This is a genomic window from Rhodococcus sp. Leaf233 (assembly GCF_001426165.1).
Classification (GTDB): domain Bacteria; phylum Actinomycetota; class Actinomycetes; order Mycobacteriales; family Mycobacteriaceae; genus Rhodococcoides; species Rhodococcoides fascians.
This window is the reverse complement of sequence record NZ_LMRO01000012.1, coordinates 473,460-500,005: the sequence shown is the minus strand read 5'-3', so window position 1 is coordinate 500,005 and position 26,546 is coordinate 473,460. Positions and strand designations below refer to the sequence as shown.

At 65.6% G+C, this 26,546-nt stretch carries 25 protein-coding genes; 14 read left to right on the top strand and 11 right to left on the bottom strand.

Going from position 1 to position 26,546, the window contains the following annotated elements:
- The first annotated feature begins 54 nt into the window (after positions 1-54).
- The 8 genes from ASH04_RS22035 to ASH04_RS22005 all read left to right on the top strand — a co-directional run bounded on the left by ASH04_RS22035 (position 55) and on the right by ASH04_RS22005 (position 8,707).
- Complete coding sequence (locus tag ASH04_RS22035) at positions 55-612, top strand: RNA polymerase sigma factor (RefSeq protein WP_048318882.1); 558 nt, start codon at positions 55-57, stop codon at positions 610-612.
- Positions 597-1,055: a hypothetical protein gene (locus tag ASH04_RS22030; RefSeq protein WP_027495130.1), complete on the top strand. Its 459-nt coding sequence runs from the start codon at positions 597-599 to the stop codon at positions 1,053-1,055. The genes ASH04_RS22035 and ASH04_RS22030 overlap by 16 nt, the downstream gene beginning before the upstream one ends.
- Before the next feature lie 117 nt (positions 1,056-1,172).
- Positions 1,173-1,256 carry a potassium-transporting ATPase subunit F gene (locus ASH04_RS27630; protein ID WP_072691966.1) on the top strand — a complete coding sequence of 28 codons (84 nt, stop codon included), beginning with the start codon at positions 1,173-1,175 and terminating at the stop codon, positions 1,254-1,256.
- 7 nt (positions 1,257-1,263) lie between these two features.
- Positions 1,264-2,928: a potassium-transporting ATPase subunit KdpA gene (gene kdpA, locus ASH04_RS22025; protein ID WP_057474539.1), complete on the top strand. Its 1,665-nt coding sequence runs from the start codon at positions 1,264-1,266 to the stop codon at positions 2,926-2,928.
- Positions 2,925-4,937 carry a potassium-transporting ATPase subunit KdpB gene (gene kdpB / locus ASH04_RS22020; RefSeq protein ID WP_032367714.1) on the top strand — a complete coding sequence of 671 codons (2,013 nt, stop codon included), beginning with the start codon at positions 2,925-2,927 and terminating at the stop codon, positions 4,935-4,937. The genes kdpA and kdpB overlap by 4 nt, the downstream gene beginning before the upstream one ends.
- A gap of 2 nt (positions 4,938-4,939) precedes the next feature.
- Entirely contained in the window at positions 4,940-5,596 is a 657-nt protein-coding gene (locus tag ASH04_RS22015) for a potassium-transporting ATPase subunit C (protein ID WP_032367715.1), read from the top strand.
- Positions 5,580-8,033 (top strand): sensor histidine kinase, encoded by a 2,454-nt coding sequence (locus tag ASH04_RS22010; RefSeq protein ID WP_057474538.1) that lies wholly within the window; start codon positions 5,580-5,582, stop codon positions 8,031-8,033. The genes ASH04_RS22015 and ASH04_RS22010 overlap by 17 nt, the downstream gene beginning before the upstream one ends.
- Entirely contained in the window at positions 8,030-8,707 is a 678-nt protein-coding gene (locus tag ASH04_RS22005) for a response regulator (protein ID WP_032367717.1), read from the top strand. The genes ASH04_RS22010 and ASH04_RS22005 overlap by 4 nt, the downstream gene beginning before the upstream one ends.
- 19 nt (positions 8,708-8,726) lie before the next feature.
- Here the strand turns inward: ASH04_RS22005 and ggt are convergent, their stop codons facing one another.
- Together ggt and ASH04_RS21995 are read right to left on the bottom strand one after the other, a co-directional pair.
- Positions 8,727-10,643, bottom strand: coding sequence for a gamma-glutamyltransferase (ggt, locus tag ASH04_RS22000; RefSeq protein WP_057474537.1), 1,917 nt, complete (start codon positions 10,641-10,643; stop codon positions 8,727-8,729).
- A 36-nt stretch (positions 10,644-10,679) separates the two neighbouring features.
- Entirely contained in the window at positions 10,680-12,962 is a 2,283-nt protein-coding gene (locus tag ASH04_RS21995; RefSeq protein WP_235580066.1) for a putative bifunctional diguanylate cyclase/phosphodiesterase, read from the bottom strand.
- Between the two features lie 141 nt (positions 12,963-13,103).
- Here ASH04_RS21995 and ASH04_RS21990 point away from each other — a divergent pair, with 141 nt between their 5' ends.
- The gene (locus tag ASH04_RS21990) at positions 13,104-13,814 is read left to right on the top strand and encodes a Clp protease N-terminal domain-containing protein (protein WP_027495137.1); all 711 of its coding nucleotides are present in this window, start codon (positions 13,104-13,106) and stop codon (positions 13,812-13,814) included.
- A 10-nt stretch (positions 13,815-13,824) separates the two neighbouring features.
- Here the strand turns inward: ASH04_RS21990 and ASH04_RS21985 are convergent, their stop codons facing one another.
- Complete coding sequence (locus ASH04_RS21985; protein ID WP_052053614.1) at positions 13,825-14,811, bottom strand: NAD(P)/FAD-dependent oxidoreductase; 987 nt, start codon at positions 14,809-14,811, stop codon at positions 13,825-13,827.
- Between the two features lie 236 nt (positions 14,812-15,047).
- Between ASH04_RS21985 and ASH04_RS21980 the strand changes: the two genes are divergently transcribed.
- Positions 15,048-15,290: a hypothetical protein gene (locus ASH04_RS21980; RefSeq protein ID WP_032369989.1), complete on the top strand. Its 243-nt coding sequence runs from the start codon at positions 15,048-15,050 to the stop codon at positions 15,288-15,290.
- On the opposite strand, the gene ASH04_RS27040 is transcribed toward ASH04_RS21980, so the two are convergent.
- Positions 15,287-15,445 (bottom strand): hypothetical protein, encoded by a 159-nt coding sequence (locus ASH04_RS27040; RefSeq protein WP_167735595.1) that lies wholly within the window; start codon positions 15,443-15,445, stop codon positions 15,287-15,289. The genes ASH04_RS21980 and ASH04_RS27040 overlap by 4 nt on opposite strands.
- 252 nt (positions 15,446-15,697) lie before the next feature.
- On the opposite strand from ASH04_RS27040, the gene ASH04_RS21975 reads away from it, so the two are divergent.
- Positions 15,698-16,585 (top strand): SGNH/GDSL hydrolase family protein, encoded by an 888-nt coding sequence (locus ASH04_RS21975; protein ID WP_200937348.1) that lies wholly within the window; start codon positions 15,698-15,700, stop codon positions 16,583-16,585.
- A 61-nt stretch (positions 16,586-16,646) separates the two neighbouring features.
- Entirely contained in the window at positions 16,647-17,288 is a 642-nt protein-coding gene (locus ASH04_RS21970; protein WP_032367722.1) for a LysE family translocator, read from the top strand.
- Here ASH04_RS21970 and ASH04_RS21965 read toward each other — a convergent pair.
- From ASH04_RS21965 to ASH04_RS21935, 7 genes are read right to left on the bottom strand one after another with little or no spacing between them, the layout of a single operon-like run.
- Positions 17,238-17,780, bottom strand: coding sequence for a winged helix-turn-helix transcriptional regulator (locus ASH04_RS21965; protein ID WP_080736265.1), 543 nt, complete (start codon positions 17,778-17,780; stop codon positions 17,238-17,240). The two genes, ASH04_RS21970 and ASH04_RS21965, sit on opposite strands and share 51 nt — an antisense overlap.
- A 2-nt stretch (positions 17,781-17,782) precedes the next feature.
- The gene (locus tag ASH04_RS21960) at positions 17,783-18,286 is read right to left on the bottom strand and encodes a PaaI family thioesterase (RefSeq protein WP_027495142.1); all 504 of its coding nucleotides are present in this window, start codon (positions 18,284-18,286) and stop codon (positions 17,783-17,785) included.
- A 46-nt stretch (positions 18,287-18,332) separates the two neighbouring features.
- On the bottom strand, positions 18,333-20,036 hold the full coding sequence (atzF, locus tag ASH04_RS21955; protein WP_057474536.1) for an allophanate hydrolase: 1,704 nt from the start codon (positions 20,034-20,036) through the stop codon (positions 18,333-18,335).
- A complete protein-coding gene (locus ASH04_RS21950; protein WP_057474535.1) occupies positions 20,026-22,035 on the bottom strand; it encodes a 5-oxoprolinase/urea amidolyase family protein in 2,010 nt (669 codons plus the stop codon). Before ASH04_RS21950 ends, atzF begins: the two co-directional genes overlap by 11 nt.
- Entirely contained in the window at positions 22,032-22,664 is a 633-nt protein-coding gene (locus tag ASH04_RS21945; protein ID WP_057474534.1) for an urea amidolyase associated protein UAAP2, read from the bottom strand. Before ASH04_RS21945 ends, ASH04_RS21950 begins: the two co-directional genes overlap by 4 nt.
- On the bottom strand, positions 22,646-23,428 hold the full coding sequence (locus ASH04_RS21940; RefSeq protein ID WP_057474533.1) for an urea amidolyase associated protein UAAP1: 783 nt from the start codon (positions 23,426-23,428) through the stop codon (positions 22,646-22,648). Before ASH04_RS21940 ends, ASH04_RS21945 begins: the two co-directional genes overlap by 19 nt.
- A 6-nt stretch (positions 23,429-23,434) precedes the next feature.
- Positions 23,435-24,982 (bottom strand): amino acid permease, encoded by a 1,548-nt coding sequence (locus ASH04_RS21935; protein WP_057474645.1) that lies wholly within the window; start codon positions 24,980-24,982, stop codon positions 23,435-23,437.
- Between the two features lie 187 nt (positions 24,983-25,169).
- Here ASH04_RS21935 and ASH04_RS21930 point away from each other — a divergent pair, with 187 nt between their 5' ends.
- Both ASH04_RS21930 and ASH04_RS21925 read left to right on the top strand, forming a co-directional pair.
- Positions 25,170-25,871: a TetR/AcrR family transcriptional regulator gene (locus ASH04_RS21930; protein ID WP_057474532.1), complete on the top strand. Its 702-nt coding sequence runs from the start codon at positions 25,170-25,172 to the stop codon at positions 25,869-25,871.
- On the top strand, positions 25,868-26,533 hold the full coding sequence (locus ASH04_RS21925; protein WP_057474531.1) for an SDR family NAD(P)-dependent oxidoreductase: 666 nt from the start codon (positions 25,868-25,870) through the stop codon (positions 26,531-26,533). The genes ASH04_RS21930 and ASH04_RS21925 overlap by 4 nt, the downstream gene beginning before the upstream one ends.
- Positions 26,534-26,546 lie beyond the last annotated feature (13 nt).

Sequence of the window (26,546 nt, the reverse complement as noted above, 5' to 3'; positions counted from 1 at the left end):
GAAACGCACGTACAAATAAAGTGACCTACGTCATAGATTACGTCTGGGGGCCCGATGGAGTGGAGAGATGCGTCGGACCGCGTACTCGTCGGCGCAGCCGCGCTCGGCGAGACGGATGCGTTCGAGGAGATCGTGGGCCGATACGGACCGGAGATGTTTCGGTACGCCCGAAACATGCTGTCCGATCAGGGTGCAGCAGAGGAGGTGGTGCAGGACGCGTTCGTCGCAGCGTGGAAGGGGCTCGACAACTTCCGGGGCGATTCGGCTCTGCGCACCTGGCTGTTCTCGTTGGTCTCGCACAAAGTGATAGATCATCGCCGGCGTCGCAGCGTTCCTCCTGCGGAAGACTGGGTATTCGAGCGCAAGAGCACGGGCGCGGGCAGTGATCCCGAGGCGGACGTCGAAGCAGACAGCTTCATGGCCGAATTGGGTGTGGCACTGGCGGAGTTGCCCTATCGGCAGCGGGCCTGCTGGTTGCTTCGGGAGGTCGAGGGCCTGACCCATCCGGAGATCGGCGCGATCATGACGTTGTCCGCAGGAGCAGTACGAGGTCAATTGACCAGAGCACGAGCAACATTGAGCGAAAGGTTGGCGACATGGCGAACCCGGTAGAACCGAATGCGGTTCTCGCGCGTGCTGCCACCGAGCTTCGGGAGGCACCGCAGGAACCGAACTGGGTGGACATCAGCTCGTCCATCCTCGCGAAAGTGCGCAATACGACGCGCCGCACCTGGCCGATCGACAGCGTCTTCCCGGCGGGTTCAGCGGCTGATCCACGGGACTCACTGCGGATCAGCGATCACATCGTCAAGACGACGTTGCGCCGTGCTCTCGCGGGCGTACACGGTGCACAGCCCACCGAGATCGACCTCGATCTCGACGATCACGCCTGCACAGGCCTGTTCGTCGCGGTGATCGGCGTGTACGGCGACGATCTGCAGGCGGCAGGCGAAGAACTGGCATCGATCGCCATCGACGTGGTCGCGGACCTGCTCGGCGTCACCCTCGGCAGGGATGCGGTCGAAATCCGCGTCGACGACATCGAGGAGCGCTAGCGGATCGGGGTTGTTCGAGGAGCGCTAGCGTAAAAACTCCGTCATGACCGCAGGTCGTGAGCGTAGGAAAGCGTAAGGAACGCGTTTTCGTTCGCTGGTGGGATCCAGGATCGAGCAATGACCGAATTGCTCTGTCTCACGGTGGCCGCGTTCGTCGCGGTCTACCTGTTCGTCGCTCTTCTCGATCCCGAGAGGTTCTGACGCCGCCATGAATCCTGCTCTGCTTGCCGGTCTTCAGATCGCTGTGGTCATCGTCGTGTTGGCGGCGGCGTACGTGCCGCTCGGTGACTACATGGCCCGGGTGTTCGGTTCGACCCACGACACTCGGGTCGAGAGTCTGCTCTATCGGGTGGCCCGGGTGAACTCGTCGTCGGAACAGACCTGGGTCGGCTATTCCACCAGCCTGCTCGGGTTCTCGTTCGCCGGGGTCGTATTCCTGTTCGTACTGCAGCGAATTCAAGGTGTGCTCCCGCTGAACGGTGGCCTGTCGGGGGTGAGTCCGGCGATGGCGTTCAACACTGCGGCGTCGTTCGTCACCAACACCAACTGGCAGTCGTACGTTCCCGAGACCACGCTGTCGAATCTGACGCAGCCGCTGGGGCTGGCGGTGCAGAACTTCGTCTCTGCTGCAGTCGGTCTCGCGGTGGCGATCGCCGTCGTGCGCGGCTTCGTTCGGGTGTCGACGGGCGGTGAGCTCGGCAATTTCTGGGTCGACCTCACGCGCGGGACGCTCCGTATTCTGCTGCCGCTCTCCGTGCTCGTCGCGGTGATCATGCTGACTCAGGGCACCGTGATGTCGTTCTCGTCCGGCTTCACCTCCACCGGTCTCGATGGGCAGACGGTCACCAATGCGCTTGCGCCCGTTGCCTCGCAGGAGGCGATCAAGGAGATCGGCACCAACGGTGGTGGCATTCTGGCGGCCAACTCGGCGCACCCGTTCGAGAACCCGACACCACTGACCAACATCGTGCAGATCATCTCGTTGCTGCTGATCCCGGTGGCCCTCACTCGTACGTTCGGCACGATGATCGGCAACCGCAAGCAGGGTCTGACGCTGCTGGCGGTGATGGCGACGCTGTGGGCGACGTTGTTGGCGGTGACGTTGTTCGCCGAATCCGGTACCCGTGGAGTGGCAGCAACGGCCGCGGGCGCGATGATGGAAGGCAAGGAAGTTCGCTTCGGCATCCCGGCGTCTGCGCTGTTCGCGGTGTCGACGACCGGAACATCGACCGGCGCAGTCAATTCGGCCCACGACAGTATGTCTGCGCTGGGCGGCGGAGCGGTGTTGCTGAACATGCTGTTCGGCGAGATCGCGCCGGGTGGCGTCGGCACCGGTCTCTACGGATTGCTGGTGCTCGCGGTCATCGCCGTCTTCGTCGGTGGTCTGCTCGTCGGCCGAACTCCGGAATTCCTCGGCAAGAAGCTGGGTCGACGGGCCATCACGATGGCCGCGCTCTCGGTTCTCGTGATGCCGATCCTCGTGCTCGTCGGCACGTCGATCACGGTGATACTCGAATCCACGACGAGCTATCAGGGCAACCCGGGCATCCACGGATTCACCGAGGTGCTCTACGCCTATGCATCGGCATCGAACAACAACGGCAGCGCTTTCGGCGGCCTGACGGTGACGAGCGACTGGTTCCAGATCTCCCTCGGTATCGCGATGCTGCTCGGCCGCCTTCTGCCGATCGTCTTCGTATTGGCACTGGCCGGTTCGCTGGCGACGACCAAACGCAGCGCGCCCAACGCTGGCACCCTGCCCACCGATGGACCGTTGTTCGGCACGCTGCTGATCGGTACCTCCATTCTGGTCGCGGCCCTCACCTTCTTCCCCGCACTTGCTCTCGGACCCATAGCAGAGGCCATGCAATGAACCTGTCACTGAACACCGCTCTACCCGGCGCGTTTCGCAAACTCGATCCGCGTCACCTGGCCCGCAACCCGGTCATGTTCGTCGTCTTTCTCGGCTCGATCGTCACGACGATCCTGTCGATCGCTCAGCCGTCGGTGTTCGCCTGGTTCGTCACCGGCTGGCTGTGGTTCACGGTGCTGTTCGCGAACCTCGCCGAATCCGTTGCCGAAGGCCGCGGCAAGGCGCAGGCGGCCAGCCTGCGAAAGGTGAAGCAGGACACTACTGCTCGACGACGCACGGCGTCGGGTGCCGAGTTCGTGATCACCGAGGTGGCCGGTGCCGAATTGAAGGTCGGCGACGAGGTCGTCGTCTCGGCCGGTGAGGTCATTCCCGGCGACGGCGATGTCATCGAGGGCATTGCAACCGTCGACGAATCCGCCATCACCGGTGAGTCGGCTCCCGTGGTCCGTGAATCCGGCGGCGATCGGTCGGCCGTCACCGGCGGCACCATCGTGCTCTCCGACGAGATCGTCGTGAAAATCACTGCAGCGCAGGGCGAGACGTTCGTGGATCGGATGATCGCCCTCGTCGAGGGCGCGGCGCGGCAGAAGACGCCGAACGAGATCGCCCTGAACATCCTGCTCGCGTCGCTGACCATCGTGTTTCTCTTCGCTGTCGTCGCCATCGGTCCGATGTCGAATTACGCTGGACAGCAACAGGATCCAATCCAGCTGATTGCCCTGCTCGTCTGCCTGATCCCCACGACCATCGGGGCACTGCTCTCGGCCATCGGTATCGCGGGCATGGACCGGTTGGTGCAGCGCAACGTACTGGCAATGTCCGGCCGGGCAGTGGAGGCGGCAGGCGACATCGACACCCTGCTGATGGACAAGACCGGGACCATCACTTTCGGTAACCGCCGCGCCACCGGCCTGCATCCGGCGACGGGCATCGACGCCGCCGAATTGGCTCGCGCCGCTCGGCTGTCGTCGCTGGCCGACGGCACCCCCGAGGGGCGCAGCATCGTCGAACTGGTCGAGCGAGACTTCGAATCCGTCACGGCAGAAGGTGAATCCGAGCGCGGGGAGTTCGTGGCGTTCACGGCGCAAACTCGGATGAGCGGGTTGGATCTACCGGGCATGGAGATCCGCAAGGGTGCAGCGGATTCGGTCTACAGTTGGATTCGCGACGGCGGCGGGACGGCCGATCTGGACGGCACCGTGCACGACATCGCGCAGAACGGCGGCACTCCGCTGGTGGTCGCGGTACGCGAAACCGGTTCTGCTGCTCGCGCTCTCGGTGTCGTCGAACTCTCGGACGTCGTCAAACCCGGCATTGCCGAACGGTTCGCTCAGCTGCGGGCCATGGGCATCCGAACCGTGATGGTCACCGGTGACAATCCGCTGACCGCCAAAGCCATTGCTGCCGAGGCAGGTGTCGACGACTACCTGGCCGAGGCCACTCCCGAGGACAAGCTCACGCTCATCCGGCAGGAGCAGGAAGGCGGCAGGCTCGTTGCGATGACCGGCGACGGCACCAACGACGCCCCGGCTCTCGCGCAGGCCGACGTCGGCGTGGCGATGAACACCGGCACCTCGGCGGCCAAGGAAGCCGGCAACATGGTGGATCTCGATTCCGATCCGACCAAACTGATCGAGATCGTCGAGATCGGTAAGCAGCTGCTCATCACTCGCGGTGCTCTGACGACGTTCTCGTTGGCCAACGATTTGGCGAAGTACTTCGCGATTCTGCCGGCGATGTTCTCCACCGTCTATCCCCAGCTGGGCGGGCTCAACATCATGCACCTGGCGACCCCGGAATCGGCGATCCTGTCCGCGGTGATCTTCAATGCGCTCGTCATCGTGGCGCTGATTCCGTTGGCACTCAAAGGTGTTCGATACACCCCGGCGTCCGCAGCTGCGTTGCTGCGGCGGAACCTACTGGTCTACGGCGTCGGCGGCGTCATCAGTCCGTTCGTCGGTATCTGGCTCATCGACCTGCTCGTTCGACTCATTCCAGGGATTGGCTGACCATGCGTTTCGTACAGGGATTTCTCCGTCAGGTCGTCGCCGGCTTCGCAGTGCTGCTGGCGCTCACCGTGATCCTCGGCATCGCCTATCCGGCTGTGGTCTGGGGCATCAGCCGCATCGGCACCGACTCCGCCGAGGGGTCACCGCTGCGTGACGCACAGGGCTGCGTCGTCGGCAGCTCGCTGATCGGCGTCGATCCGCAGGTGGCTCCGGGAGAGCCGGATCCGTTCTTCCACACCCGCGTCACGGGCTCGGTATCGGACGACGACGCGTTCGCGCCGGGAGATCCGGCCGCAGCGCTACCGACCAATCAGGGCCCGTCGAGCGAGGTACTCGCGTCGTTCGTCGAACAGCGCCGAGCCGCCATCGCAGCCCGGGAAAACGTCGACCCGTCCACGATTCCGGCCGACGCCGTCACCGGCTCCGGATCCGGTATCGATCCCGATATCAGTCCCGCCTACGCGGCCCTCCAGGTCGCCCGGGTGGCCCAGGTCAACGGAGCGTCGGTCGACGATGTCGAGGCGCTGGTCGACAAGTACACCCGCGGCCCGCAGTACGGTGTACTCGGTGCCGAAGCGGTGAATGTCCCGGAGTTGAACCTGGCACTGCGGGACGCATACCGGCCGGGTGAGGAGACAGGCTGTGGCGGACAGGGGTGAGCTGCGGATCTACCTCGGTGCCGCGCCCGGCGTCGGCAAGACCTTCGCCATGCTCGGCGAAGCTCGTCGGCTGCAGGATCGCGGACGTGACGTGGTCGCGGCCGTCGTGGAAACGCACGGCCGGGCGCGAACCATCGAGGCGCTCGAGGGCATCGAAGTCCTGCCGATGGCCACGGTCCGTTATCGCGGATCCTCTGCGCAGGAACTCGATCTCGACGCGGTCCTGACGCGTCGCCCCGAGGTGGTGCTCGTCGACGAACTGGCGCACACCAACACTCCGGGCAGCGTCCACGACAAGCGGTGGCAGGACGTCGAAGTGCTGCTCGACGCGGGCATCGACGTCATCTCCACCCTCAACGTGCAGCACCTCGAATCGCTGAACGACGTGGTGCAGCAGATCACCGGTGTTCCGCAGCGAGAGACGGTTCCCGACAGCGTGGTTCGGGCCGCCGACGAAGTCGAGCTGGTCGACATCACACCCGAGGCGCTGCAGAGCAGGCTGCGGCACGGCAACGTCTACGCCGCCGACAAAGTAGACGCCGCGCTGAGCAACTACTTCCGCGGCGGCAACCTGACGGCTCTGCGTGAGCTCGCACTGCTGTGGATCGCCGACCAGGTCGACGCCGCATTGGTGAAGTACCGCAAGGACAATCGCATCACCGACACCTGGGAGGCGCGCGAGCGGGTGGTGGTCGCGGTGACGGGCGGCCCCGAGTCGGAAACCCTGCTGCGGCGGGCGAGTCGGATCGCCTCGAAGTCCAGTGCCGAACTGATGGTGCTGCACATCGTTCGCGGAGACGGCCTCATGGGCGTGTCCGCACCGCAGATGGGTTCCGTGCGCAAGCTCGCCGCCGGCCTCGGTGCGAGTGTGCACAGCGTCGTCGGGGACGACGTGCCCACCACTCTGCTCGATTTCGCGCGCGGAGTGAACGCCACGCAGTTGGTGATCGGTACCTCGAGAAGGTCACGTGCCGCCCGCATTCTCGACGAGGGTATCGGTGCGGCCGTGGTGCAGAACTCGGGAAAGATCGACGTGCACATGGTCACTCACGCCGAGCAGGCCCGTCGGCGGAGTCTGCAGGTCGATTCGGGTCGTCGACGGGTGATCGCCTGGCTCGCCGCGGTTCTCGTGCCTTGCTTGGCCGCTGCAGTGCTGAGCACGGTCGGTCCGGACTTCGATTCCAGCGGTGAGAGCGCCCTGTTCTTCATGGTGGTGCTGTGTGTGGCGCTGCTCGGAGGTGTTGCACCGGCGGCACTCTCGGCGCTGATCGCAGGATTTCTGCTGAACTATTTCTTCACCACACCCAGATACAGCCTGACGATCGCCGAGCCGGACAACTTCGTCGTGACCGTCGTACTGCTGCTGGTCGCTGTGGCAGTCGCGGCCTTGGTGGATGCGGCCGCTCGTCGGACGCGTCAGGCACGCCGGGCGACGCAGGAAGCCGAACTGTTGACCCTGTTCGCGGGGTCCGTCCTGCGCGGTGCCGATCTGGGCGCGCTGCTCGAGCGCGCACGGGAGACGTATCGGCAGTCCGGCGTCGCACTGTGGGACAACCAGTCCCGGTCCATCGTGGGCAGCTCGGGCGAACACCCGCCGACCGATCGCAACGGGGCCGACACCGAGATCGACGCGGGCGATTTCACGCTGCTGCTCGTCGGCGAACGCACCCGCGCCCACGATCGCCGCGTCCTCGCAGCCGTGGCCAACCAAGCCGCGGGCATGGTGCGCCAAGCCCGTTTGGCCGAGGAAGCCAGCCGCGCCAACGCACTGGCCGAGGCCGACGCGTTGCGTCGAGCATTGCTCTCGGCGGTCAGCCACGATCTGCGAACGCCGCTGTCGGCGGTCAAGGCAGCCTCGTCGTCGCTGCGCAGCACCGACGTTCAGTTCTCGCCCGAGGACACCGACGAACTGCTCGCCACCATCGACGAGTCGGCCGACCAGTTGACGGCATTGGTGACCAATCTGCTCGACTCCTCGCGGCTGCAAGCCGGTGTGGTGCAACCCAGTCTGCGTCCCGTCTTCGTCGACGACGTACTGGCAGGCGCGCTGGTAGGGGCCGACGAGCGCGTGCGGGTCGAGGTGGGCGACGTCGAAGTGCTCGCCGATCCGGGTCTGCTCGAACGAGTGCTCGCGAACCTGGTGGCGAACAGTGCCCGCTACGCCCCCACCGGCGAGATCACCGTGCGCGCCGCAGTGCACGGGGACATGGCCGCCATCTCCGTCGTCGACCACGGCCCCGGCATCACCGTCGGGGCCGAAGCGACCATGTTCGACGCGTTCCAACGCCTCGGTGACCGTGACAACTCGGTGGGCGTCGGACTCGGCCTGTCGGTGGTGCGAGGATTCGTACGGGCCATGGGCGGTACCGTCACGGCGTCGGACACCGTCGGCGGAGGGCTGACGATGACGGTCGAGTTGAAGGCGGCGAGCAGGTGAAGGTACGGGCGCTCGTCGTCGACGACGAACCACAGATCGTGCGGGCGCTGCGGATCAATCTGAACGTCCGCGGATTCGAGGTCGTCAGCGCGGCTACGGGTGGGGAAGCACTGCGGGTGGCCGCGAACTTCCACCCGGACATCGTGATCCTGGACCTCGGTCTGCCCGACATCGACGGTATCGACGTCATAGCAGGTCTGCGAGGATGGACCGATGTGCCGATTCTGGTGCTCTCGGCGCGCACCGACTCGGCCGACACCGTCGAGGCACTCGATGCCGGGGCGGACGACTTCGTGACCAAGCCGTTCGGCATGGACGAGCTGCTGGCGCGACTGCGCGCGGCCCTGCGCCGCGGTCCGCAATCGGTGGCGGATCCCATCGTCGAGACCGCGGACTTCACGGTCGACCTCGCCGCCAAAACCGTTGTTCGACAGGGTGAGAACGTGCACCTGACGCGCACCGAATGGGGCGTCCTCGAACTGCTCGTCCGCAACGAGGGGAAACTGGTGTCGCAGAAGGAGATTCTGCGTACCGTGTGGGGACCCGGGCACGAACGCGAAACACATTATCTGCGAATCTATCTCGGCCAACTACGCCAGAAGTTGGAACGAGACCCAGCGGCACCGGTGCATCTGATCACCGAAACCGGCATGGGCTATCGATTCGTGAGCTGAGCGCTACCCGCGCCCGCACCTACCCACCCAGTACCTCACCTTCGCGGCGTGGGTCCGCTCCGCCGATCCAGCCACCATCGGTGCGTTGCAGCGCGCTCAGCCCGCTCGACTGGTCGGCAACCGAGACCTGGTGGCCCTTCTCGCGCAGCGTCACCACGACCGGATCGTTCTCTCCGGTCACGTTGGGATGTTCGCCGCCGTAGTTGGTGGACGGGGTGTTGGCCGCTCCGAAGTCGACCATCGACACCGCCTGCTGCGGGTCCATTCCCCAATCGAGCAGTCCTACCAGTGTTTTGACGACGAACTGGATGATCACCGACCCGCCGGGTGAGCCCGCGACGAGAACGAGATCTCCGCGTGTGCCGTCGTCGCTGCGGTCGAACACCAGGGTCGGGGCCATCGAACTGCGCGGGCGCTTGCCTGGCTCGACACGGTTGGCCATGGGAGTTCCGTCCTCGGCCACCGGCGCGGCGGAGAAGTCGGTCAGCTGATTGTTGAGCAGGAAGCCGTCGACCATGTGGAACGAGCCGAAAGCCGACTCGACGGTCGTCGTCATCGAGGCTGCGTTGCCCTCGCCGTCGACGATGGAGATGTGGCTGGTGCCGTGCTCGGGATCGGTGGACGAGGCGAACTGCACGGGCCCGAAGTCGCCCGGTTTCGCGGTACCCATCGACTTGCCTTCGTCGATCAGTCCTGCTCTGCTGCTGAGGTACTCGGGGTCGAGCAGGGTGTCGGGCGAGCCGCCGGGTAGGGGCACGAAGTCCGGATCGGCGACGTACTTGTCGCGATCGGCGTAGGCCAAACGCTCGGCCTCGGAGATCAGATGCACGGCCTCGGCGGTCGGCTTGCCGCCGTTGGCGTCCATGTCCGTCGGGGCGTACTGCGCCAGATCGAAGTTCGACAGAATGCCCATCGTCGAGGCCACCGCGATTCCACCGGAGGACGGCCCCGGCATTCCGCAGATGTCGTGATCGCGGTACGGCGTGCACACTGCGGTACGGGTCTTCGGCTCGTAGCCGGCGAGGTCGTCCAACGTGATCTGCCCCGGGGTACGGCCGGCGGTGGTATCGGCTGTCGCGTCGACGATGGCCTGGGCTATGTCGCCGGTGTAGAAGGCGTCGGCACCGTCGGTTGCGATGGCGGACAACGTCTTCGACATCGCTGGGTTGTTCAGCACCGTGCCGGCGGGCTTACCGGTACCGTCGGGCTGCAGGAAGTAGTCCTTGGACGCCGGGTCGAGTGCGAGCTTCGGTGCCGAGTCCGCGATGGACGAGGCCATGCGCGGGCTGATCTCGATTCCGTTGTCGGCGAGCTCGATCGCTGGTCGGAACAGATCCCCCCACGGCTTGTCGCCGTGATCCTCGTGCGCCTGCTCGAGCATGCGCACAACGCCCGGCACGCCGATCGATCGGCCACTGGACCGCGCATCGGGTTGCGGCACAGTGCGGTTGACGTCGTCGATGTACCGCAGGTAGTCGCCGGTGGCACTCATCGGCGCGGTCTCGCGACCGTCGTAGCTCTGCACCTCGCCCGACGCGGCGTCGTAGTACATCAGAAAAGCGCCGCCGCCGATTCCCGACGACTGGGGTTCGACGAGCCCGAGCACGGTCTGCGCGACGATGAGTGCGTCGGCCGCGGTGCCGCCGTCGCGTAGTACCTCGCACGCGGCTGCAGTGGAGACCGGGTTGGCGGTGGAGACCGAGTACGACGGCGTCTCCACCGGAGTCATGTTCGACCGATATCCGGTCGCCACTTCCGGATTGGTGGAGATGTCACCCGAGCCGGTGCTCGGACTCTTTCCTACCGGGGTGCCGCCACTGGCACCGAGCACGCAGCTGTCCGCGGTGTCGGTACCGGCGTCGTCGCTACTGCTGCACGCGACGAGCGGCACCAGCAGAAGAGCACAGGCGAGGGCGGTGTAGCGAACAGGGCGCATTCCGGTTGCAGACACCGCTCGACGCTAACACCGTGGTCACCGTTGCTGCGCGGATTCGAGAAGCCAATGCGCGATGGGGGCGGGCCTGCCGTACAGATAGCCCTGTGCGAAACGGCAGTCGAGTTGCTCGATGATCGCAGCTTGTTCCTCGGTCTCGACCCCCTCGGCGACGGTGGCCACGGGCAGCGCGGACGCCATGGCGGTGATCGCGCGAATGAGCTGGACGTCGGAATCGGAGACGCCGATCTCGTGGACGAAGGACTTGTCGATCTTGAGCAGTGCAATCGGCATCTTGCGCAACCGGTTCAGCGAGGAGTAGCCGATACCGAAATCGTCGAGCACGATGAGTACGCCCATGGCGGCGAGCTGATCGAGCACGGTCTTCGCTGCGCCGATGTCGTCGATCAGAACGCCTTCGGTGATCTCGAGCGCCAGGTCCGCGCCGGTGACGCCGAAGGTATCGAGCACCCGTTGGACGATGCCCGGCAGGGAATCGTCGCGCAGCTGCATCGGCGAGACGTTGACCGACATGGTGACGTCCTGCCCGTTCGCGCGCAGCGTCACCAGATCGGAGATCGCTGTGCGCAGTACCCACTCACCGATCTCCTCGATGAGATTGGTCGATTCGGCGATCGGGATGAACTCGTTCGGCGTCCGTACTCGCCCCTGCCAGTTCCAGCGCACGAGCGCCTCGTAGACAACGGTTTTGCGGGACTTCGTGGCGACGATCGGTTGGTAGTAGACCTCGAGTTCCCCGCGCCGGATCGCGCCCCGAAGCGCGGTGGCGGTCTCGATCGCCGATGTTGCTCGCGCACGCAAGGACTCGTCGAAGAACGCGTAGCGAGACGCCCCGAGAGATTTCGCGTGATACATCGCGGTGTCGGCCTCGCGGATGGCGTCGTGCAGTCGTTCGGCGTCGGCGATGCCCACCGAAGCCGAGACGTAGGCGGTGGCAGCACTGAGCGGGAACGGCTCGCTCAGTCGCTCGATGATGCGGCGCGCCAACAGTTCCGAACCGGAACGGTCGCGGCGGGTGAGCACCACGAACTCGTCGCCGGCATACCGAACGACGGTGTCGGCGGCAGCGACGGCCGCGCGGATGCGACGTGCCGCGGCGACGATCAACTCGTCTCCGACGCGGTGGCCGTACGAATCGTTGACCATCTTGAAGTTGTCGAGGTCGACGAACAGAGTGCAGGTGCGTCCGGGTCGCTGGGCGCGTTCGTGTCGGGCGTACTCCGCGTCGAGCGTCGTGCGGTTCGGCAGTCCGGTGAGCAGGTCGTGTGCCGCGAGGTAGCGGGCATGCTCTTCGCCGGTCTGCACTCGGGCCAGGGCGCGTTCGCCGCGCAGGAAGGCACCGACCAGGATCGAGGCGAGCAACAGCGAGCGGACGATCAGGTCGCCGGTGGAGACCGCCGAACCGAGCAGCGGCACGGTCGCGCAGACCACCAACATCAACACCACGAAGACCACCCGACGGCTGCTGTGGGCGGGTGCGGGGGTCTGCCGGTGCGACACCGTGCGCATCGACGGGTCGAGCGCTGCCATTGCCAGCGACAGGTACGCGAACAGATAGATGCCGTCGAGCAACCCCGAGGACGGAGCGTCGTCGGTCGTCGCCGCGAAGGCGTAGGACACGTCGCCGACGAACGTCGCCACCAGGGCGAGCAGCGCCCAGAACAGCGCGGCGGAGCGGGGTTTCGAGGAGAAGAGCAGATACGTCGTCAACGTGATCAACGCTGCGTCGATCGCCGGATAGATCCCGTTCATCACCGTCGACACGGACGAACGCGGCAGGTCGAGGGCCGGAGAGATCAGCAGCAACCACGACAGGAACAACGTGCCGAGGAAGATCAGGCCTGCATCGACGAGGGGGGTGATGTCGTCGATCGACCGGCGGTCTCGGATCCACCGAGACAGGGAGTATCCCACCAGGGCGTACCCGGTGAGAGTGAAGAGATCCGGGAGCAGCGAGAACGATCGATCCAGTGCGTCCGGATCGCTGCGAAACGAGACTCCGAACATGAAGAGCACCGAGGCTCCGAACAGAGCCCACCAGCATCGGGCGTCGCTCGGACGGTAGCGACGAATTGCCGCACTGATCGCCACGACCGATCCCACGGCGACAACGGCCAGCACGCCGGCACGCACGTCGGCACTGCCCTGGACGAACACCGCCACCGCGACGACGGCCACCGCAGCCAGGAACGCGGTCCGCACCGACGGCACGGCGAATGGCGCAGCGGCCTTCGCATTCATCGAAGGACCCCACTTCCCCTCGCCGTGCGGCGCTCGCACCTTCTCCGCTGACGCCTTCATCGGTGAATATACGTCTTTGCCTGCACAAACGGTGACCAGGGTCACTAATTGCCTTCGAACAGACCTCGGCTCCACCCACCCGTCGAAAACTGACGTCAACCGAAGGTTGACGGCAGGCGGTCGTCAACCTAAGGTTGACGCATGACCGAATCAACGAAGATCACCAATCCAGTCCGACTCGACGACCTGATCGCCGCCATCGAGAAGGTGCACACCGACGCCCTCGATCAGCTCTCCGACGCGGTGATCGCCGCCGATGCGCTCGGCGACATCGCCGACCATCTGATCGGACACTTCGTGGATCGAGCACGTCGTTCAGGTGCGTCCTGGACTGCCATCGGCGCCTCGATGGGTGTCAGCAAGCAGGCGGTGCAGAAACGTTTCGTGGCCAAGGGCGGCGACGACCCTGCCGAGCTCGACGCCAGCCAGGGCTTCTCTCGCTTCACTCCGCGCGCACGAAATGTGGTGGTGGGGGCGCAGAACGAAGCCCGGGCGACGAGCAACGACCACATCACCACGGGCCACTTGATCCTCGGCCTGCTCGGCGAGCCCGAGGGCTTCGCCGCGAAGCTGCTGGGTGCGCAGGGGCTCACCGACGAGCAGATCCGCGCCGCGGTGACGGCGACGCTGCCCGCACCGGCCGATCCCCTGCCGGCGCTGATTCCATTCGACGCCGGTGCCCAGAAGGCACTGGAATTGACCTTCCGTGAGGCGCTTCGGTTGGGACACAACTACATCGGCACCGAGCACATCCTGTTGGCGTTGCTCGAGAACGAGGATGCCACCCTGACCGAGCTCGGGGTCCGCAAAGACGCCATCGAGAGCGGACTGGCAACCGCGCTGGGAAGCTGATGAACCGCCGTCAGGAGGCCATTGCTTCGGCCTGCTCGACGGCGAACCGAACGTCCTCCTCGATGAGATCACCGTTGATCGCGGCACCGGCCTTCACGCCTGCCGCAGATGCCGCGACGACGGTGTCCATGGGTGCCGCTACGTTGCCGGCCACCCACACTCCTGGCACGGACGTCGCCCCGACCGGGTCGGCCTCGATGTAGGTGCCCAGGACGTGCCCGTTCATCACCATCTCGGTTGTCTCGAGTCCCAATGACTCGAGAACGTCCGCGCGGGAAGTGAAGTTGGGGCCGACGACCACGGCGTCGAGCGCGACGGCGACGCCGTTCGCCAACGTGACGCCGACGATGGCGTCGTTCTCGACGTCGACTCGCGTGATCTCTTCTTCGACCACGACGATCCCGCGGGCGCGCATCCGCGTCAGATCCTCGGGGCTCAGTTCCGTTGCAGTGTGGGTGAAGACGGTGACGTTCTCGGACAGCTGACGCCACATCTGGGCCTGGTGTCCGGACATGACGCTGCCGATGATGCCGATCGCCCGGTCTCGGACCTCCCACCCGTGGCAGTACGGGCAGTGCAGTACATCGCGGCCCCAGCGCTCGGCGAGCCCCGGAATGCTGGGAAGAATGTCGGTGAGACCGGTGGTGACCAGAACGCGACGGCCTCGAACGACGGTGCCGTCGGCGAGGGACACGTCGAACCCGGAGTCGGTCCGCACCGCCGACGTCGCGGTGCCGTCGACGATGCGGACGCCGTAGTGCTCGGCCTCGATACGGCCGAGGCGAACGAGCTCGAGCGGAGATTCGCCGTCGCGCGTGAGGTAGTTGTGCGAATGGGCGGCCGGAGCGTTGCGCGGATCGCCGGCGTCGATGATCGTCACGGATCGGCGCGAGCGTCCGAGAGCTACCGCGGCGCTGAGCCCGGCGACTCCGCCGCCGACGATGATCGCATCGACGCGGACATTCTCGGTGGGCGCTGGGGCGTTATCTGAAGTCATGTCTGCAGTGTGCAGACGGGACTACCGCCTTGGCAAGATAAATTGCCAAAACAGCAACTCGTGAAAGACGAAAGTACCTCCAGGCGGTGCTCGCACTCGAAACGAGGTAGCTACCCCGTTTTTCGGCGCCTTGACAACGTCACCGGTCGCCATCGCCAGCCGTAAGCGCGGATCCACCGCTTGAACAGGCTGTTCGGTTGCGGTGTACTGGTCGGCAGGAACAAGTTGGGGGCGCTATGGGGAATTTCCACATCGGGGATACGGTCGTCGCTATCCGAAATCTGGGCCGCGTGCGGTGGCGAAGCGGCATTCCCAAGGGAACCGTGGGGATCGTCGTAGGCATCGACTGGCTCGGCGACGCTCGAGTGGACTTCACCGCCGACGCATCGATGCGAGCGCGCGGAGAAGCGCTGGAACACATCGTGGCCGACGGTGACGTCCGAACGGTGCGCGCCGCGCCTCGCCGCTTGTTCGGCTAGTTGCCGTCGGTTCGCTCGTCGTCGGTGGCCGGTCCGGTTTCGATGGCCCCGCCCTCGCTGGACCAGTCGTTGGTGTCTGCGCCCGCAGCCGGGTCGGACTGCACGTCTTCTTCGGCGTCGGGGGTCGAGTTCTCGTCGTGCTTCGGATCAGTCATGTGAGGTGTGTACCCGTGCGGTGCCGGACGAACCGTCGGCACCGCACGGATAGCATACTGCCGGTCCTACAGTCCGAAGGGCAGCGTTCCCGGTGCCAGTTCGAAGCCGCTGCTACCAGCGGAAATGGAGCCGAAGCCGGCGAGGATCGCGTTGATGAAGTTGGTGATCATGAGATGTTCCTTTGCTTCGATGTGTAGACGTACTCGTGGGACAACCCGGTCGAGGTTACCGGCCGCGGTAGCGTCGAACCTGTGAGGAACCCTGGGATCTACGTCGGGATTGCTGTTGCCGTGAGCCTGCTTGCGGCGTGTTCTTCGCCCAGTGCACCGGACGCCGACGTCCCGGACACCCCGGCTTCGGCGCCACTGAACTATGTGGCGCTGGGTGATTCCGCGGCGTCGGGGCCACGCATCCCGGAGCAGGTGGGTGTGCCGGGCTGCGAGCAGTCCGACTCGAACTACCCACACGTCGTCGCGGCTCAGCTCGAGGTCGCGTCCTTCGTCGACGTCACGTGCGGCGGGGCAGTGACCGAGAACCTGGTCTCGACGCCCCAAAGCACCTCCAGCGGGGATCAGCCCGTCCAACTCGACGCGGTGACGCCCGAGACCGATCTGGTGACTGTGACGATCGGTGGCAACGACATCGGCCTCGTCTCGACCGCGGTGGGCTGCCTGACGTTCGCGAATTCCTCGACCGGCAACGTCTGCAAGGACCGACTCACCGCCGGCGGAGTCGACACCGTCGCCGCCACCATCGAGGCCGAGGCTCCGGGCTGGGGAGCGATGCTCGACGCGGTAGCCGAGCGTGCGCCCGACGCGCGGATCCTCGTCGTCGGGTACGGAACGTATCTCCCCGACGGTGGCTGCTTCCCCACTCAGCCGGTTCTCTCCGAGGACGCCGACTACATCCAGAGCAGCATCACCGCCATGAACCAGGCGCTGAAGACACAGGCCGAGGAGCACGGGGCGGAGTTCGTCGACACCGAGGCACTGAGCGTCGGCCACGATGTCTGCGCGGCAGTCGATCAACGGTACTTCGAGGGCGTCATCCCGGAGAACCCCGCAGCGCCACTGCACCCGACGGCAGCCGGCATGGCCGCCATCGGTGACGAGGTCGCCGCGATCGTGCGAAGCGAATAGGTTTCCACGAGAAGGTAACTGGCTCTACCCGGGCGGTCGACTATCGGGAAGTGTCAACCGTATGGTCTCGTGGTCTGCAGTATTCGGCGTGTTCGCCGTCGCCCTCGTGTTGGTTCTGACACCTGGTCCCAACATGATCTACCTTGTCTCGCGCAGCATCTCGCAGGGGCGGCGGGCGGGAATGGTGTCCCTCGCAGGTGTGGCTGTCGGCTTCCTGGTCTACCTGACGGCGACCAATCTCGGCTTGGCTGCAGTGTTCACGGCCGTGCCTGCGCTGTACGTCGCGGTCAAGCTCGCCGGTGCCGCCTACCTCGGTTGGCTTGCGGTGCAGGCCCTACGCGGAACGGTCTCCGCCTTCGAGCCGACTGCGCTGCAGCAGGATTCGAACCGCAGGCTGTTCATGATGGGGCTGGTGACCAACCTGCTGAACCCGAAGATCGCCATCATGTACATCTCGGTCATTCCGCAGTTCGTCGATCCTGCTGCCGGACCCGTTTTGCTGCAGGGTTTCGCACTCGGCGGCGTGCAGATAGCTGTAGCGGTTGTGATCAACCTGGCCATCGTGGTGCTGGCGGGATCGATCGCCCGATTTCTCGCCGTCCGGCCGACGTGGCTGAAGGTGCAGCGTTACCTGATGGGCACAGTGCTCGGGTTACTGGCGGTCCGTGTCGCTACCGACGGCGGGCGACCGCTCCCGGCGTGATCGACGCGTGGCACGCAGATCCGGATCCAACCGTCGCCGTATGCCTTCGGATGCAGCCGGCCCCGGAAGGAACTGTGCGTGGCTCTCGCGCAGAGTCCTTCCTGTCTCGCGGTCGACGAGGACCGGATCGATCGGTCGGCCATCTCCGTCCACCAGCACCACCCGCCGATCCTGTTGCGGCACATGCTTGTTTCCCCATGCATACAGAGCGACGATGACCGTGCTGAGTTCACGGGCCCGCGCCGTCGGTACGTACTCGTGGCGCGGGGGGTGCTCGCTGTATTGCACCTTGGTCAGCATCCCGCCGTCGACCAGGCCTTTGAGTCTGCGCGCCAACATGTTCGGAGCAATACCGAGATTGGACTCCAGCTCGTCGAAGCGAGAGAAGCCGTCGAGCACATCCCGCAGGATCAGCAGCGTCCACCATTCGCCGACCTGCTCGAGCGCCCCGGCGATGGGGCACTCCATGTCCGCGAAACTACGGCGTTGCATTGCTACTTTCCAGGGATGACGAGCAAGGAACTCGTCCCGGTTGCGACGACCCTGCCGGTGTTGTCGACCACCGAACCCTCGGTGAAGATCACTCGCGAGCCGCTTTTGACCACGGTCCCCGTGGCCGTCAAAGGTCCGCTGTGAGAGTGCACCGGGCGTTGGTAGCTGACGTTGATGTCGATGGAGGTGTACCCGGTGCCTGCCGGGAGCGTGGTGTGGGCCGCGCAACCGAGGACTGTGTCGAGAAGCGTGCACACCAGACCGCCGTGCACCATGCCGATCGGGTTGTAGTGCGCCTCGGACGGTTCGCACTCGAACACCACTTTGCCGGTTTCGACCAAGACCGGGGAGAACTGCATGAGGGCGGCGATGGGCGGAGGTGGCAGCTCGCCACTGACCAGCGCACGCATGGCGTCGAGACCACTCATGGTCGAAGCAGTCTTCAGCACCTCGGCGGGGTCGACCCACGAGAAGGTCTGCGATCGTCGTTGCTCATCAGTGATCATGTGTCTCGCCTCTCCTCGAGTAACTATCACCATGATAGTCAGCTGCTCAGGATAGTAACCCCTGATCGCGGTAAGCGCGCCAACCGCCGTACTCGGTGATGTCGGTGCCCTTCTCGGCCGCGTCGTGGGCGCAGCAGAACCCGGTGACCCAGCGTCCGTCCGACAACTCGACGGGACCGAGGCCCATCGGCGCGGGCAACCCGGCGAGGAAGGTGCCGAGCGCGGCGGCGGACATCCGGTACAGCTCTCCGGCTATGGGTGCGCCGTCCCCTTCCCGCCGCACCAGACCGGGCTTGGGCGGTGTGGTGTGCAGATCCACGAGTCGATAGTCCGCAGACGTGGTCACCTCGCCGCTGAACCGTGCGCCCCGATCGGTCAGCTGGCTGTGTACCGGGAACCCGCGTAGGTGTGCCCCTACGGCCAGCACCTCGATGCCGTCGTCGATCAGCGAGGGTGACGGCGCTTCGCTCAGCCGAGCAGCGAGGTCGATCGCGATCTGATCCTCGAACGCAGGGACGACGAACATCACTCCGAATGGAGTACCGTCCGGCGTCGGGGCACCGGGAACGGCCACCGCGGCCATGTCGAGCAGATTGCAGAAGTTGGTGAACGTACCGAGGCGACGATTGATGGCAATCGGATCCGACTGCACCGCAGCGATACTCGGATGCTCGGTGGTGGTGGGCAGCAGTAGACCGTCGACGTCGCGTAGCAGTTCGCGGGCAGCCGTCTTGGCCTGGGTGAGTGTGCCCAGATCGTCCACGTACCGGTGCGCGGACGGGCCGGCTGCAGAGCGGACGATGGCAGCGACCGTGGGATCGGCACCGTCCGGCGCGGTGTCGAGAAATTCTCCGACGGCCGAATAGCGCTGCGCCACAATGGCTCCGTCGTACAGCAGCGTCGCCGCGTCGAGTAGCCCTGAGATATCGACCTCGACGTGGGTGAAGCCCTTCTCGGCCAGGCCTGCGACCGTCTCCTCGAATGCCCGACGGTACGCCGGGCTCAACGACGTCAGATCCTCACCTCGCGGGACGGCGACCCGGGGTTGCGGGGACGCGGCCAACGGCACGTCGGTGGGCCAGGCCCGGCTGCGTGGATCGGTAGCCGTCGCCCCGGTCATGACTTTCATTGCTGCAGTGGCACTGTCGAGATCGCGCGCCAGCACGGTGACGCAGTCGTAGTCGGCGCACGCGGGTACCACGCCGGTGTTCGGGACGATTCCCAGCGAGGCCTTGATTCCCACCAAGCCGTGGAACGCGGCGGGGACTCGTCCCGAACCGGCTGTGTCGGTGCCGATTCCGATGTCCGCGATGCCCAGTGCCACTGCGGCAGCGGAGCCGGAGCTCGAGCCTCCCGACACCAGTGTGGGGTCCCAGGCACAGCGCACCGCGCCGTACGGACTGCGGGTGCCGACCAGCCCGGTTGCGAACTGGTCCAGGTTGGTCTTGCCGAGCACCAGTGCGCCCTGGCTCGTCAGTCGCTCGATGGCGACGGCGGAGACCTTCGGTGTGTAGGCGAATTCGGGGCACGCCGCAGTAGTGGGCAGACCGGCGACGTCGATGTTGTCCTTGACGGCAACCAGCACGCCGGCGAGCGGCAGCTCTGCACCTGCCTCCAGGGCACGTTCGAGAGCCGTGGCCTCGGCCAGCACGTCGTCCTCGTCGCGCAAGGTGATCCACACCTCGGGTCGGTCGACCTCCGCGATTCGCTTGTAGGCCTGCAGAACTCGTTCTCGTACCTCAGGCAGCATCGATCTTGCCTCTCTTGTCGAATTCTCCGGCTGCCGACCACGCGTCCCGCTCGGTACCGAAGGCCACGGCTTGCGTCGCTCGGAACTCGGCGATGGACTCCGCGTTGGTCTCGAGGAAGCCCTGGTGCTCGGCGAGTGAGAACTCACCGTCGGTGATCTCCACTCCACCGCCGCGTCCGGCCGCCAGATCGGCGCGCAGGTCCATCAGCTCCTCGGGTTCGACCGAGTACCAGGAGATTCGGTCGAAGAACCGCAACAGCCACGGGGTTCCTTCCTCGAACGGGCCTCCGCTGTACGCGGCACTGTGGTTCCATACCTGCGTGGTTCGGCCGACAAACTGGTATCCACCGGGACCTTCCATGCCGTAGATGCACAGGTAGGCCCCGCCGATGCCGACGGCATTTTCCGGCGTCCACGTGCGTGCCGGGTTGTACTTCGTCGTCACCAGGCGGTGCCGCGGGTCCAACGGGGTCGCCACCGGAGCGCCCAAGTACACGTCGCCGAGTCCGAGCACCATGTAGTCCGCCGCGAATACCGTATCGAAAACGTCTGCGACAGAGTCGAGTCCGTTCATTCGCCTGATGAACTCGATGTTCCAGGGACACCACGGGGCATCGGCGCGCACACCGTGCATGTATCGCTGGATCGCTTCCCTGGTCGACGGATCGTCCCACGAGAGCGGGAGCCGAACCTGGCGGCTGGGGACCACGAGTTCCGAGGCTGCGGGTAGATCGTCCTCGACCTCGGCGAGCAGCCCCATCAACGAATCGATCGAGAGCACATCGGGATTCACCTTGACCTGCAGTGAGCGGATGCCGGGGGTCAGATCCAGCAGGCCTCGGGGCGCGATGGCCTCGACACGCTGGTGTAGCGCGTGTACCCGTGCTCGCAGGGTGAGGTCGAGTTTCATGTCGCCGTATTCGACGAGCACGTTGTCGTCACCAGATCGGCGGTAGGTGACGCACGTATCGGCGTCGCGTCGAGCGATGACGCCGTCGTCGCCGTCACCGCCGGCGGAGAAGACCGCGGGCAGTGATGCGCGCCGGGCGAGGCCGAGCGATCCCAACGGCGCGGTGGCCGCAGCCCGGACCGGAACGAATCGGATGGTGTCTCCGGGACGAAGCTGGCCGAGCTTCCAGCGTTCGGCCGCGACAACGGTGACGGGACAGACGAATCCGCCGAGACTGGGACCGTCGGGGCCGAGCAGGATCGGGGTGTCACCGGTGAAGTCCAATGCACCGACGCTGTAGGCGTTGTCGTGGATGTTGGACGGGTGCAGTCCGGCCTCGCCGCCGTCGGCGCGAGCCCACTGCGGCTTGGGTCCGATCAGCCGGACTCCGGTGCGATCGGAGTTGAAGTGGACCTCGTAGCGGGTGGCGTAGAGGGTGTCGATGTCGTCGCGGGTGAAGAACTCGGGCGCTCCGTGCGGGCCTTCGGTGACGGCGATGTCCCAGGCGGACGTCAGCACCGGCAGGTGTTCCATGGGGATGGGCCCGAGGACGGCGGAGTTGTCGGAGCGGCCGGCCAGTCCGATGATGTCGCCCTCGCCCAGGATGCCGCCGCGATGTCCGCCGAACTTGCCGAGTGTGAATGTTGCTGCGCTGCCCAGGTAATCGTCGACGTCGAGGCCGCCCTGGATCAGTACGTACACCCGCAGCCCGTGGCCGGTGGTGGTACCCACGTCCAGCTTTGCACCGGCGGGCACCAGCACGGGTCGCCACTGCGGCACTGATGTTCCGTCGATGCGCACCGGCACCGCTGCACCGGTCACACAGACGTAGGTATCGGCGTCGAACGTCAATGCCGGCCCGGCCATGGTCGATTCGAGTCCCGGTGCACCCTCGGGGTTGCCGAGCGCCGTATTGCCGAGCCGGAACGACAGGTCGTCCATCGGTCCCGACGGCGGCACGCCCACTTTCCAATATCCGACGCGTCCCGGCCAGTCCTGCACGGTCGTGATCATGCCGGGCCGCTGCACGGTCATCTTGGTCGCGGTCATGATCGCGTCACGATCATCTGCACCGCGGTGGGGTCGAATCCGTTGCAGGGGTTGTTGATCTGTGGGCAGTTCGAGACCAACACGAGGGTGTCGATCTCGGCACGCAATGAGAGCTTCTTGCCGGGGGCCGACAAGCCGTCGACGATTCCGAGGGTGCCGTCGGCGTCGACGGGGACGTTCATGAAGAAGTTGATGTTGGGGGCCAGGTCTCGCTTGCCGAGACCCCACTTGGAGCCCTCGATGAGGAAGTTCTCGACGCACGCGTGTTGGTGCTGGGTGTGGTGCCCGTAGCGCAGAGTGTTCGATTCCTTGGAGCAGGCACCACCGACGGTGTCGTGGTTGCCGACCTCGTCCTCGACGATGGTCATCAGCGGTGTCGAATCATCGCTACGCAGAACGGTTCCGGTGGTGAGGAACAGGTTCCGTTGCGCGGCGACCGTCGCAGCGGCGGAGTATCGCAGTGAGTGATCGTGTGCGCCGTACAGCAGGGTGTCCACGGCCTGATTTCCGTAGAGGTCGACGATGGTCAGGACGTCACCGGCCTCGACGATCGCGGACCAGGGTCCGAACGCGGGGGCGATCTCGTCTCTGATGATCACTGCACTGGTAGTCACTGCGCTGCCTTCCATGCGTTCTCGGTGTTCTGCACTGCGCGCTGGTATTCCGGCTCGGTGTTGTCGAGTGTGAGCAGCTCTTCGGGTGCGCGCCAGGCCAGGACGTCGAGTGTCGTCGTGTCGTACTCGGGACTGGGGTTCAGTGGGTGAGCGGTGTTGGCGAGCAACACGATCACCGGCAAGTGGATGAGCAGATCCACCGAGCGGCCCGGTCCGGCCGAGCCGGTGCTGACGAGGCTCCCGTCCGCTCCGACGGTAATTCCGTGAAAGAACGACAGGGACGGCGCGACGTCCCGCGGTTCCAGTCCGTGCTTGGCTGCGGCGAGGGTGAACAGTTCACGCCCTGCCGGAGCCGACGAATGTGGTCCGCTCACTCCGTATTTGGCGGTGTTGGTCGCCGCGGACGTCGTGCCGCACAGTGCGTCGTGGTGACCGGAGGTGTCGTCGACGATGGTCGCCAGCACCCGACCCTGGTCCGAGAGCAGGGGGTGACCGGCGCTCAGATACGCCTGCCACGGAACCTTGACGGTGTCGGCGGTGTTGAGGCGTTCCCACGGTGCGTCGACGCGGTAGAGCAACAGATTGGCGCAGGCGGCACCGTCGACGTCGACGAGCCGCAGCCGTGTTCCACGAGCCAGGACCTTGGTGGTGTAGCTGCCACCGGGCACCGATTCTGCCCACGTGAGCTCCGAGACGCCCTCCGGTGCTGTGGGTGCCGGCGCGACGGTCGCCTGGGATCGTGCGTGTTCCTTGGCGGAATACGTTGTTGCCGTGCTCATAGTGGTTCAGGCTCCGATCGTGACGGGCTTGGGGTGGGCTTTGCCGTGGGGCAGGCAGGCGATACCTACGACGATCACGGCGAGGACGGTCAGGGGTGCGGCCCAGCGCAGCAGCGGGAATTCGCCGGTGGGGTCGAAGATCTCGGCCCGCGGCCACGACAGGTTGATCACCATGAGTCCGCCGTAGAGAACTGCGGCGATGTTGACGGGCAAGCCGAGACGGCCGAGTGTGAAGAGCTTCTCGCCGTCGCTGTCTTTCTGCACTCCGCCGTGCGGCCAGCCCTTGAGTCGCTGGATCAGCAGCGGGACGGTCACCATCATGTACGCGAGGTAGATCAGCACGATGCAGACGCTCGACAGCGTGGTGAAGATCGCGGAGTTGCCGACGTTGACCGCCAGGATCGCGATGCAGGCGAGGCCGATGAGAACCGAAGGTGCGATGGGAGTTCCGGTGCGCGAGTTCACCTTCGCCAGAGTTGCCGAGGCGGGCAGCCGTCCGTCGCGGGCCATCGAGAACATCAGTCGAGAGGCCGCGGTCTGGATGGCGAGGGTGCAGATGAACACGGCAATGGCGACGTCGACGAGCAGGACCTTGCCCCACGGCGAGGTGAGGATCGAGTCGATGACGTACGGAAGTCCCTGCGTCGCAAGCTGACCATCGGTCAGGCTGGGTGCGGCCATCAGTGCGCCGACGATCATCAGGCCACCGCCGAGAGCCGAAGCGGACAGTGCGAGGCGGATGGTGCGCGGTGCGACGCGTCGGGGATTGCGAGTTTCCTCGGCGAGCTCGCCCGCCGACCCGAAGCCGACCATGACGTAGGCGGCCATCAGACCCGAGACGATCCAGGCACCGATGTAGCCGGGATCTGCTCCGGCGCTGCCGGTATCGAACACCACCTGCGGGCCGCGCTCGGCGTGAGTGAAGAAGACCAGCACGAGGGCGATGACGCCGACGATCTCGCACGTGACGCCGATGCTGTTGATGCGCGACATCCAGTTCACACCGATGCAGTTGATGGTGGTGGTGAGTACCAGCAGAATTGATCCCAGCACAACGGCATTCGCAGCTCCGCTCGACGAAGTGAGTGCCGTGTCCTCGCCGATCAGTTGGAATCCGCCCCAGATGCTGGGCAGCACCACCTGCAACGCGATCGCGGCGGCGGAGGCGGTGACGATCTGCGCGATGATCATGAACCACCCGGCGAACCAGCCGACCAGTTCACCGCCCATGCGCCGGGACCAGTGGTAGATGGCCCCCGAGATGGGATAGCGCGCGGCGAGTTCGGCGAAGTTCAAGGCGACCATGAACTGGCCGAGGAACACCAGCGGCCAGGTGAGGAAGAAGGCCGGGCCGCCGAAGCTGAACCCGAGGCCGAACAGTTGGAAGATGGTGGTGAGGATCGAGACGAACGAGAAGCCGGCCGCGAACGACGCGTACTTGCCGAGACTACGGTGTAGCTGCTGGTCGTATCCGAGGGCAGCGAGATCCGAATGGTCGGTGGTGGACGTCGGTTCCGAACCCGAGCCCGGGGCCGGCAGTGTTGTCGAGCTCATGTTCACTCCTACGGGCGAGGTGGGTGGTGAGTGACCGCCCGCTGCATCGCCGAGGCGGGTTTCTGTCAATTGATAGTTTTCGGCACCGCCGTTCCCGGGCGGTGTCCGTCGTGAAACAAGCTCGTTTCGTCTATTTCGATCAGATGACAGAAATCTCACCGTCACGTGGACCTGACAAGATGCAGTCATGACCGGCGCAGGCAGACCACGGCTGAGCACAAAGAAGCGGGCAGGTGACACCGCTCGCGAGGAAATACTCGACGCGGCAGCCGAGCTGTTCACCACTCGCGGATTCACCAATACCTCGACCCGCGTGATCGCCGACGCCGTCGGATTGCGTCAGGCCTCGCTGTATCACCACTTCGCCACCAAGGACGACATCCTCGACGCACTTCTCAGCGGCACCGTCGACGCGCCGTTGGCCGTTGCGCAGCGAATCCGTGATTCCGGGGCCGAGGCCTCGACCCAGATGTACGCGCTCGCCTACTTCGACGCCGGGCAGCTGGCCGCGTCCACCTGGAATCTGGGTGCGCTCTACTTGCTGCCCGAGCTGCGCAGCGAGCGCTTCGAGACCTTCCGCGACCATCGGTACACGCTGATGAGCCTGTATGCGGCCATCGCGTCGGACACTGTGGTTCAGCTGGGTTCCGAGCGTCGGCCGGGCACCGAGGACCTGCCGTTTCGCCTGGTGGAGACCGTGGTGAACGCGCGAGCTGATCGCGAAAACGGACGCCGCGACCCGACGGTGGATGCGGAGGGGATCGCCGAGGCCGCCCTCCGTGTCCTCGGTTGGACAGGGGATGTCACGTCGTTGCATCGGAGTGCGGAGGCCCTGCTCGAGGCGGTCGTCGGAATAGTCGAGGATTCTCGGTCCTTGCATTCGACATGACGTCCATAGCAATAGTCGGAGCAGGTGCAGGTCTCGGAGCAGCAGTGGCGCGTAAGTTCGGCGCGCAGGGCTTCTCGGTCGGCCTCATCTCCCGCAACCGGTCCCGTGTCGACGCGCTCGCTGATCAGCTGGTGGCCGACGGTGTATCCGCGAAGGGCTTCGTCGCCGACGTGCGCGATCCGGCCTCGATCGCCGCGGCCTTGGAGCAGGTCACCGAAACACTCGGTCCCATCGAGGTGCTGCAGTACAGCCCGCTTCCGCAGAAGGACTTCATGCGGCCCGTGCTCGAGACCACCCCGGCCGACATGGTCGGCCCGGTCGAGTTCTCCATCTACGGGCCCATCGCTGCCGTCCATCAGGTGCTACCTGGAATGAGATTCCTCGGCGAGAACAAGGGCACGATCCTGTTCGTCAACGGCGGCTCTGCGGTGAAGCCCGGACGTACCGTCACCGGTACGTCCATCGCGTTCGCAGGCCAGGCAGCATACGCACAGCTGCTCAACGAAGAGTTGGCCGCGGAGGGAATCCAGGTGTCGCAGTTGATCATCGGCGGTGCCATCGACGGTAGCGATCCGAAGAAGAGCCCCGAGGCTCTCGCCGAGCAGCTGTGGAGCCTGCACACCGAGCGCGACAGGTTCCGGGTTCAGGTCGCCACGGACTGACTAGGCTTGCCGG

Coding starts and splice junctions, on each gene's coding strand:
- ASH04_RS22035 (WP_048318882.1), top strand. CDS start 55: ATGGAGTGGAGAGATGCGTCGGACCGCGTACTCGTCGGCGCAGCCGCG.
- ASH04_RS22030 (WP_027495130.1), top strand. CDS start 597: ATGGCGAACCCGGTAGAACCGAATGCGGTTCTCGCGCGTGCTGCCACC.
- ASH04_RS27630 (WP_072691966.1), top strand. CDS start 1,173: ATGACCGAATTGCTCTGTCTCACGGTGGCCGCGTTCGTCGCGGTCTAC.
- kdpA (WP_057474539.1), top strand. CDS start 1,264: ATGAATCCTGCTCTGCTTGCCGGTCTTCAGATCGCTGTGGTCATCGTC.
- kdpB (WP_032367714.1), top strand. CDS start 2,925: ATGAACCTGTCACTGAACACCGCTCTACCCGGCGCGTTTCGCAAACTC.
- ASH04_RS22015 (WP_032367715.1), top strand. CDS start 4,940: ATGCGTTTCGTACAGGGATTTCTCCGTCAGGTCGTCGCCGGCTTCGCA.
- ggt (WP_057474537.1), bottom strand. CDS start 10,643: ATGCGCCCTGTTCGCTACACCGCCCTCGCCTGTGCTCTTCTGCTGGTG.
- ASH04_RS21995 (WP_235580066.1), bottom strand. CDS start 12,962: ATGAAGGCGTCAGCGGAGAAGGTGCGAGCGCCGCACGGCGAGGGGAAG.
- ASH04_RS21990 (WP_027495137.1), top strand. CDS start 13,104: ATGACCGAATCAACGAAGATCACCAATCCAGTCCGACTCGACGACCTG.
- ASH04_RS21985 (WP_052053614.1), bottom strand. CDS start 14,811: ATGACTTCAGATAACGCCCCAGCGCCCACCGAGAATGTCCGCGTCGAT.
- ASH04_RS21980 (WP_032369989.1), top strand. CDS start 15,048: ATGGGGAATTTCCACATCGGGGATACGGTCGTCGCTATCCGAAATCTG.
- ASH04_RS27040 (WP_167735595.1), bottom strand. CDS start 15,445: ATGACTGATCCGAAGCACGACGAGAACTCGACCCCCGACGCCGAAGAA.
- ASH04_RS21970 (WP_032367722.1), top strand. CDS start 16,647: ATGGTCTCGTGGTCTGCAGTATTCGGCGTGTTCGCCGTCGCCCTCGTG.
- ASH04_RS21965 (WP_080736265.1), bottom strand. CDS start 17,780: ATGCAACGCCGTAGTTTCGCGGACATGGAGTGCCCCATCGCCGGGGCG.
- ASH04_RS21960 (WP_027495142.1), bottom strand. CDS start 18,286: ATGATCACTGATGAGCAACGACGATCGCAGACCTTCTCGTGGGTCGAC.
- atzF (WP_057474536.1), bottom strand. CDS start 20,036: ATGCTGCCTGAGGTACGAGAACGAGTTCTGCAGGCCTACAAGCGAATC.
- ASH04_RS21950 (WP_057474535.1), bottom strand. CDS start 22,035: ATGACCGCGACCAAGATGACCGTGCAGCGGCCCGGCATGATCACGACC.
- ASH04_RS21945 (WP_057474534.1), bottom strand. CDS start 22,664: ATGGAAGGCAGCGCAGTGACTACCAGTGCAGTGATCATCAGAGACGAG.
- ASH04_RS21940 (WP_057474533.1), bottom strand. CDS start 23,428: ATGAGCACGGCAACAACGTATTCCGCCAAGGAACACGCACGATCCCAG.
- ASH04_RS21935 (WP_057474645.1), bottom strand. CDS start 24,982: ATGAGCTCGACAACACTGCCGGCCCCGGGCTCGGGTTCGGAACCGACG.
- ASH04_RS21930 (WP_057474532.1), top strand. CDS start 25,170: ATGACCGGCGCAGGCAGACCACGGCTGAGCACAAAGAAGCGGGCAGGT.
- ASH04_RS21925 (WP_057474531.1), top strand. CDS start 25,868: ATGACGTCCATAGCAATAGTCGGAGCAGGTGCAGGTCTCGGAGCAGCA.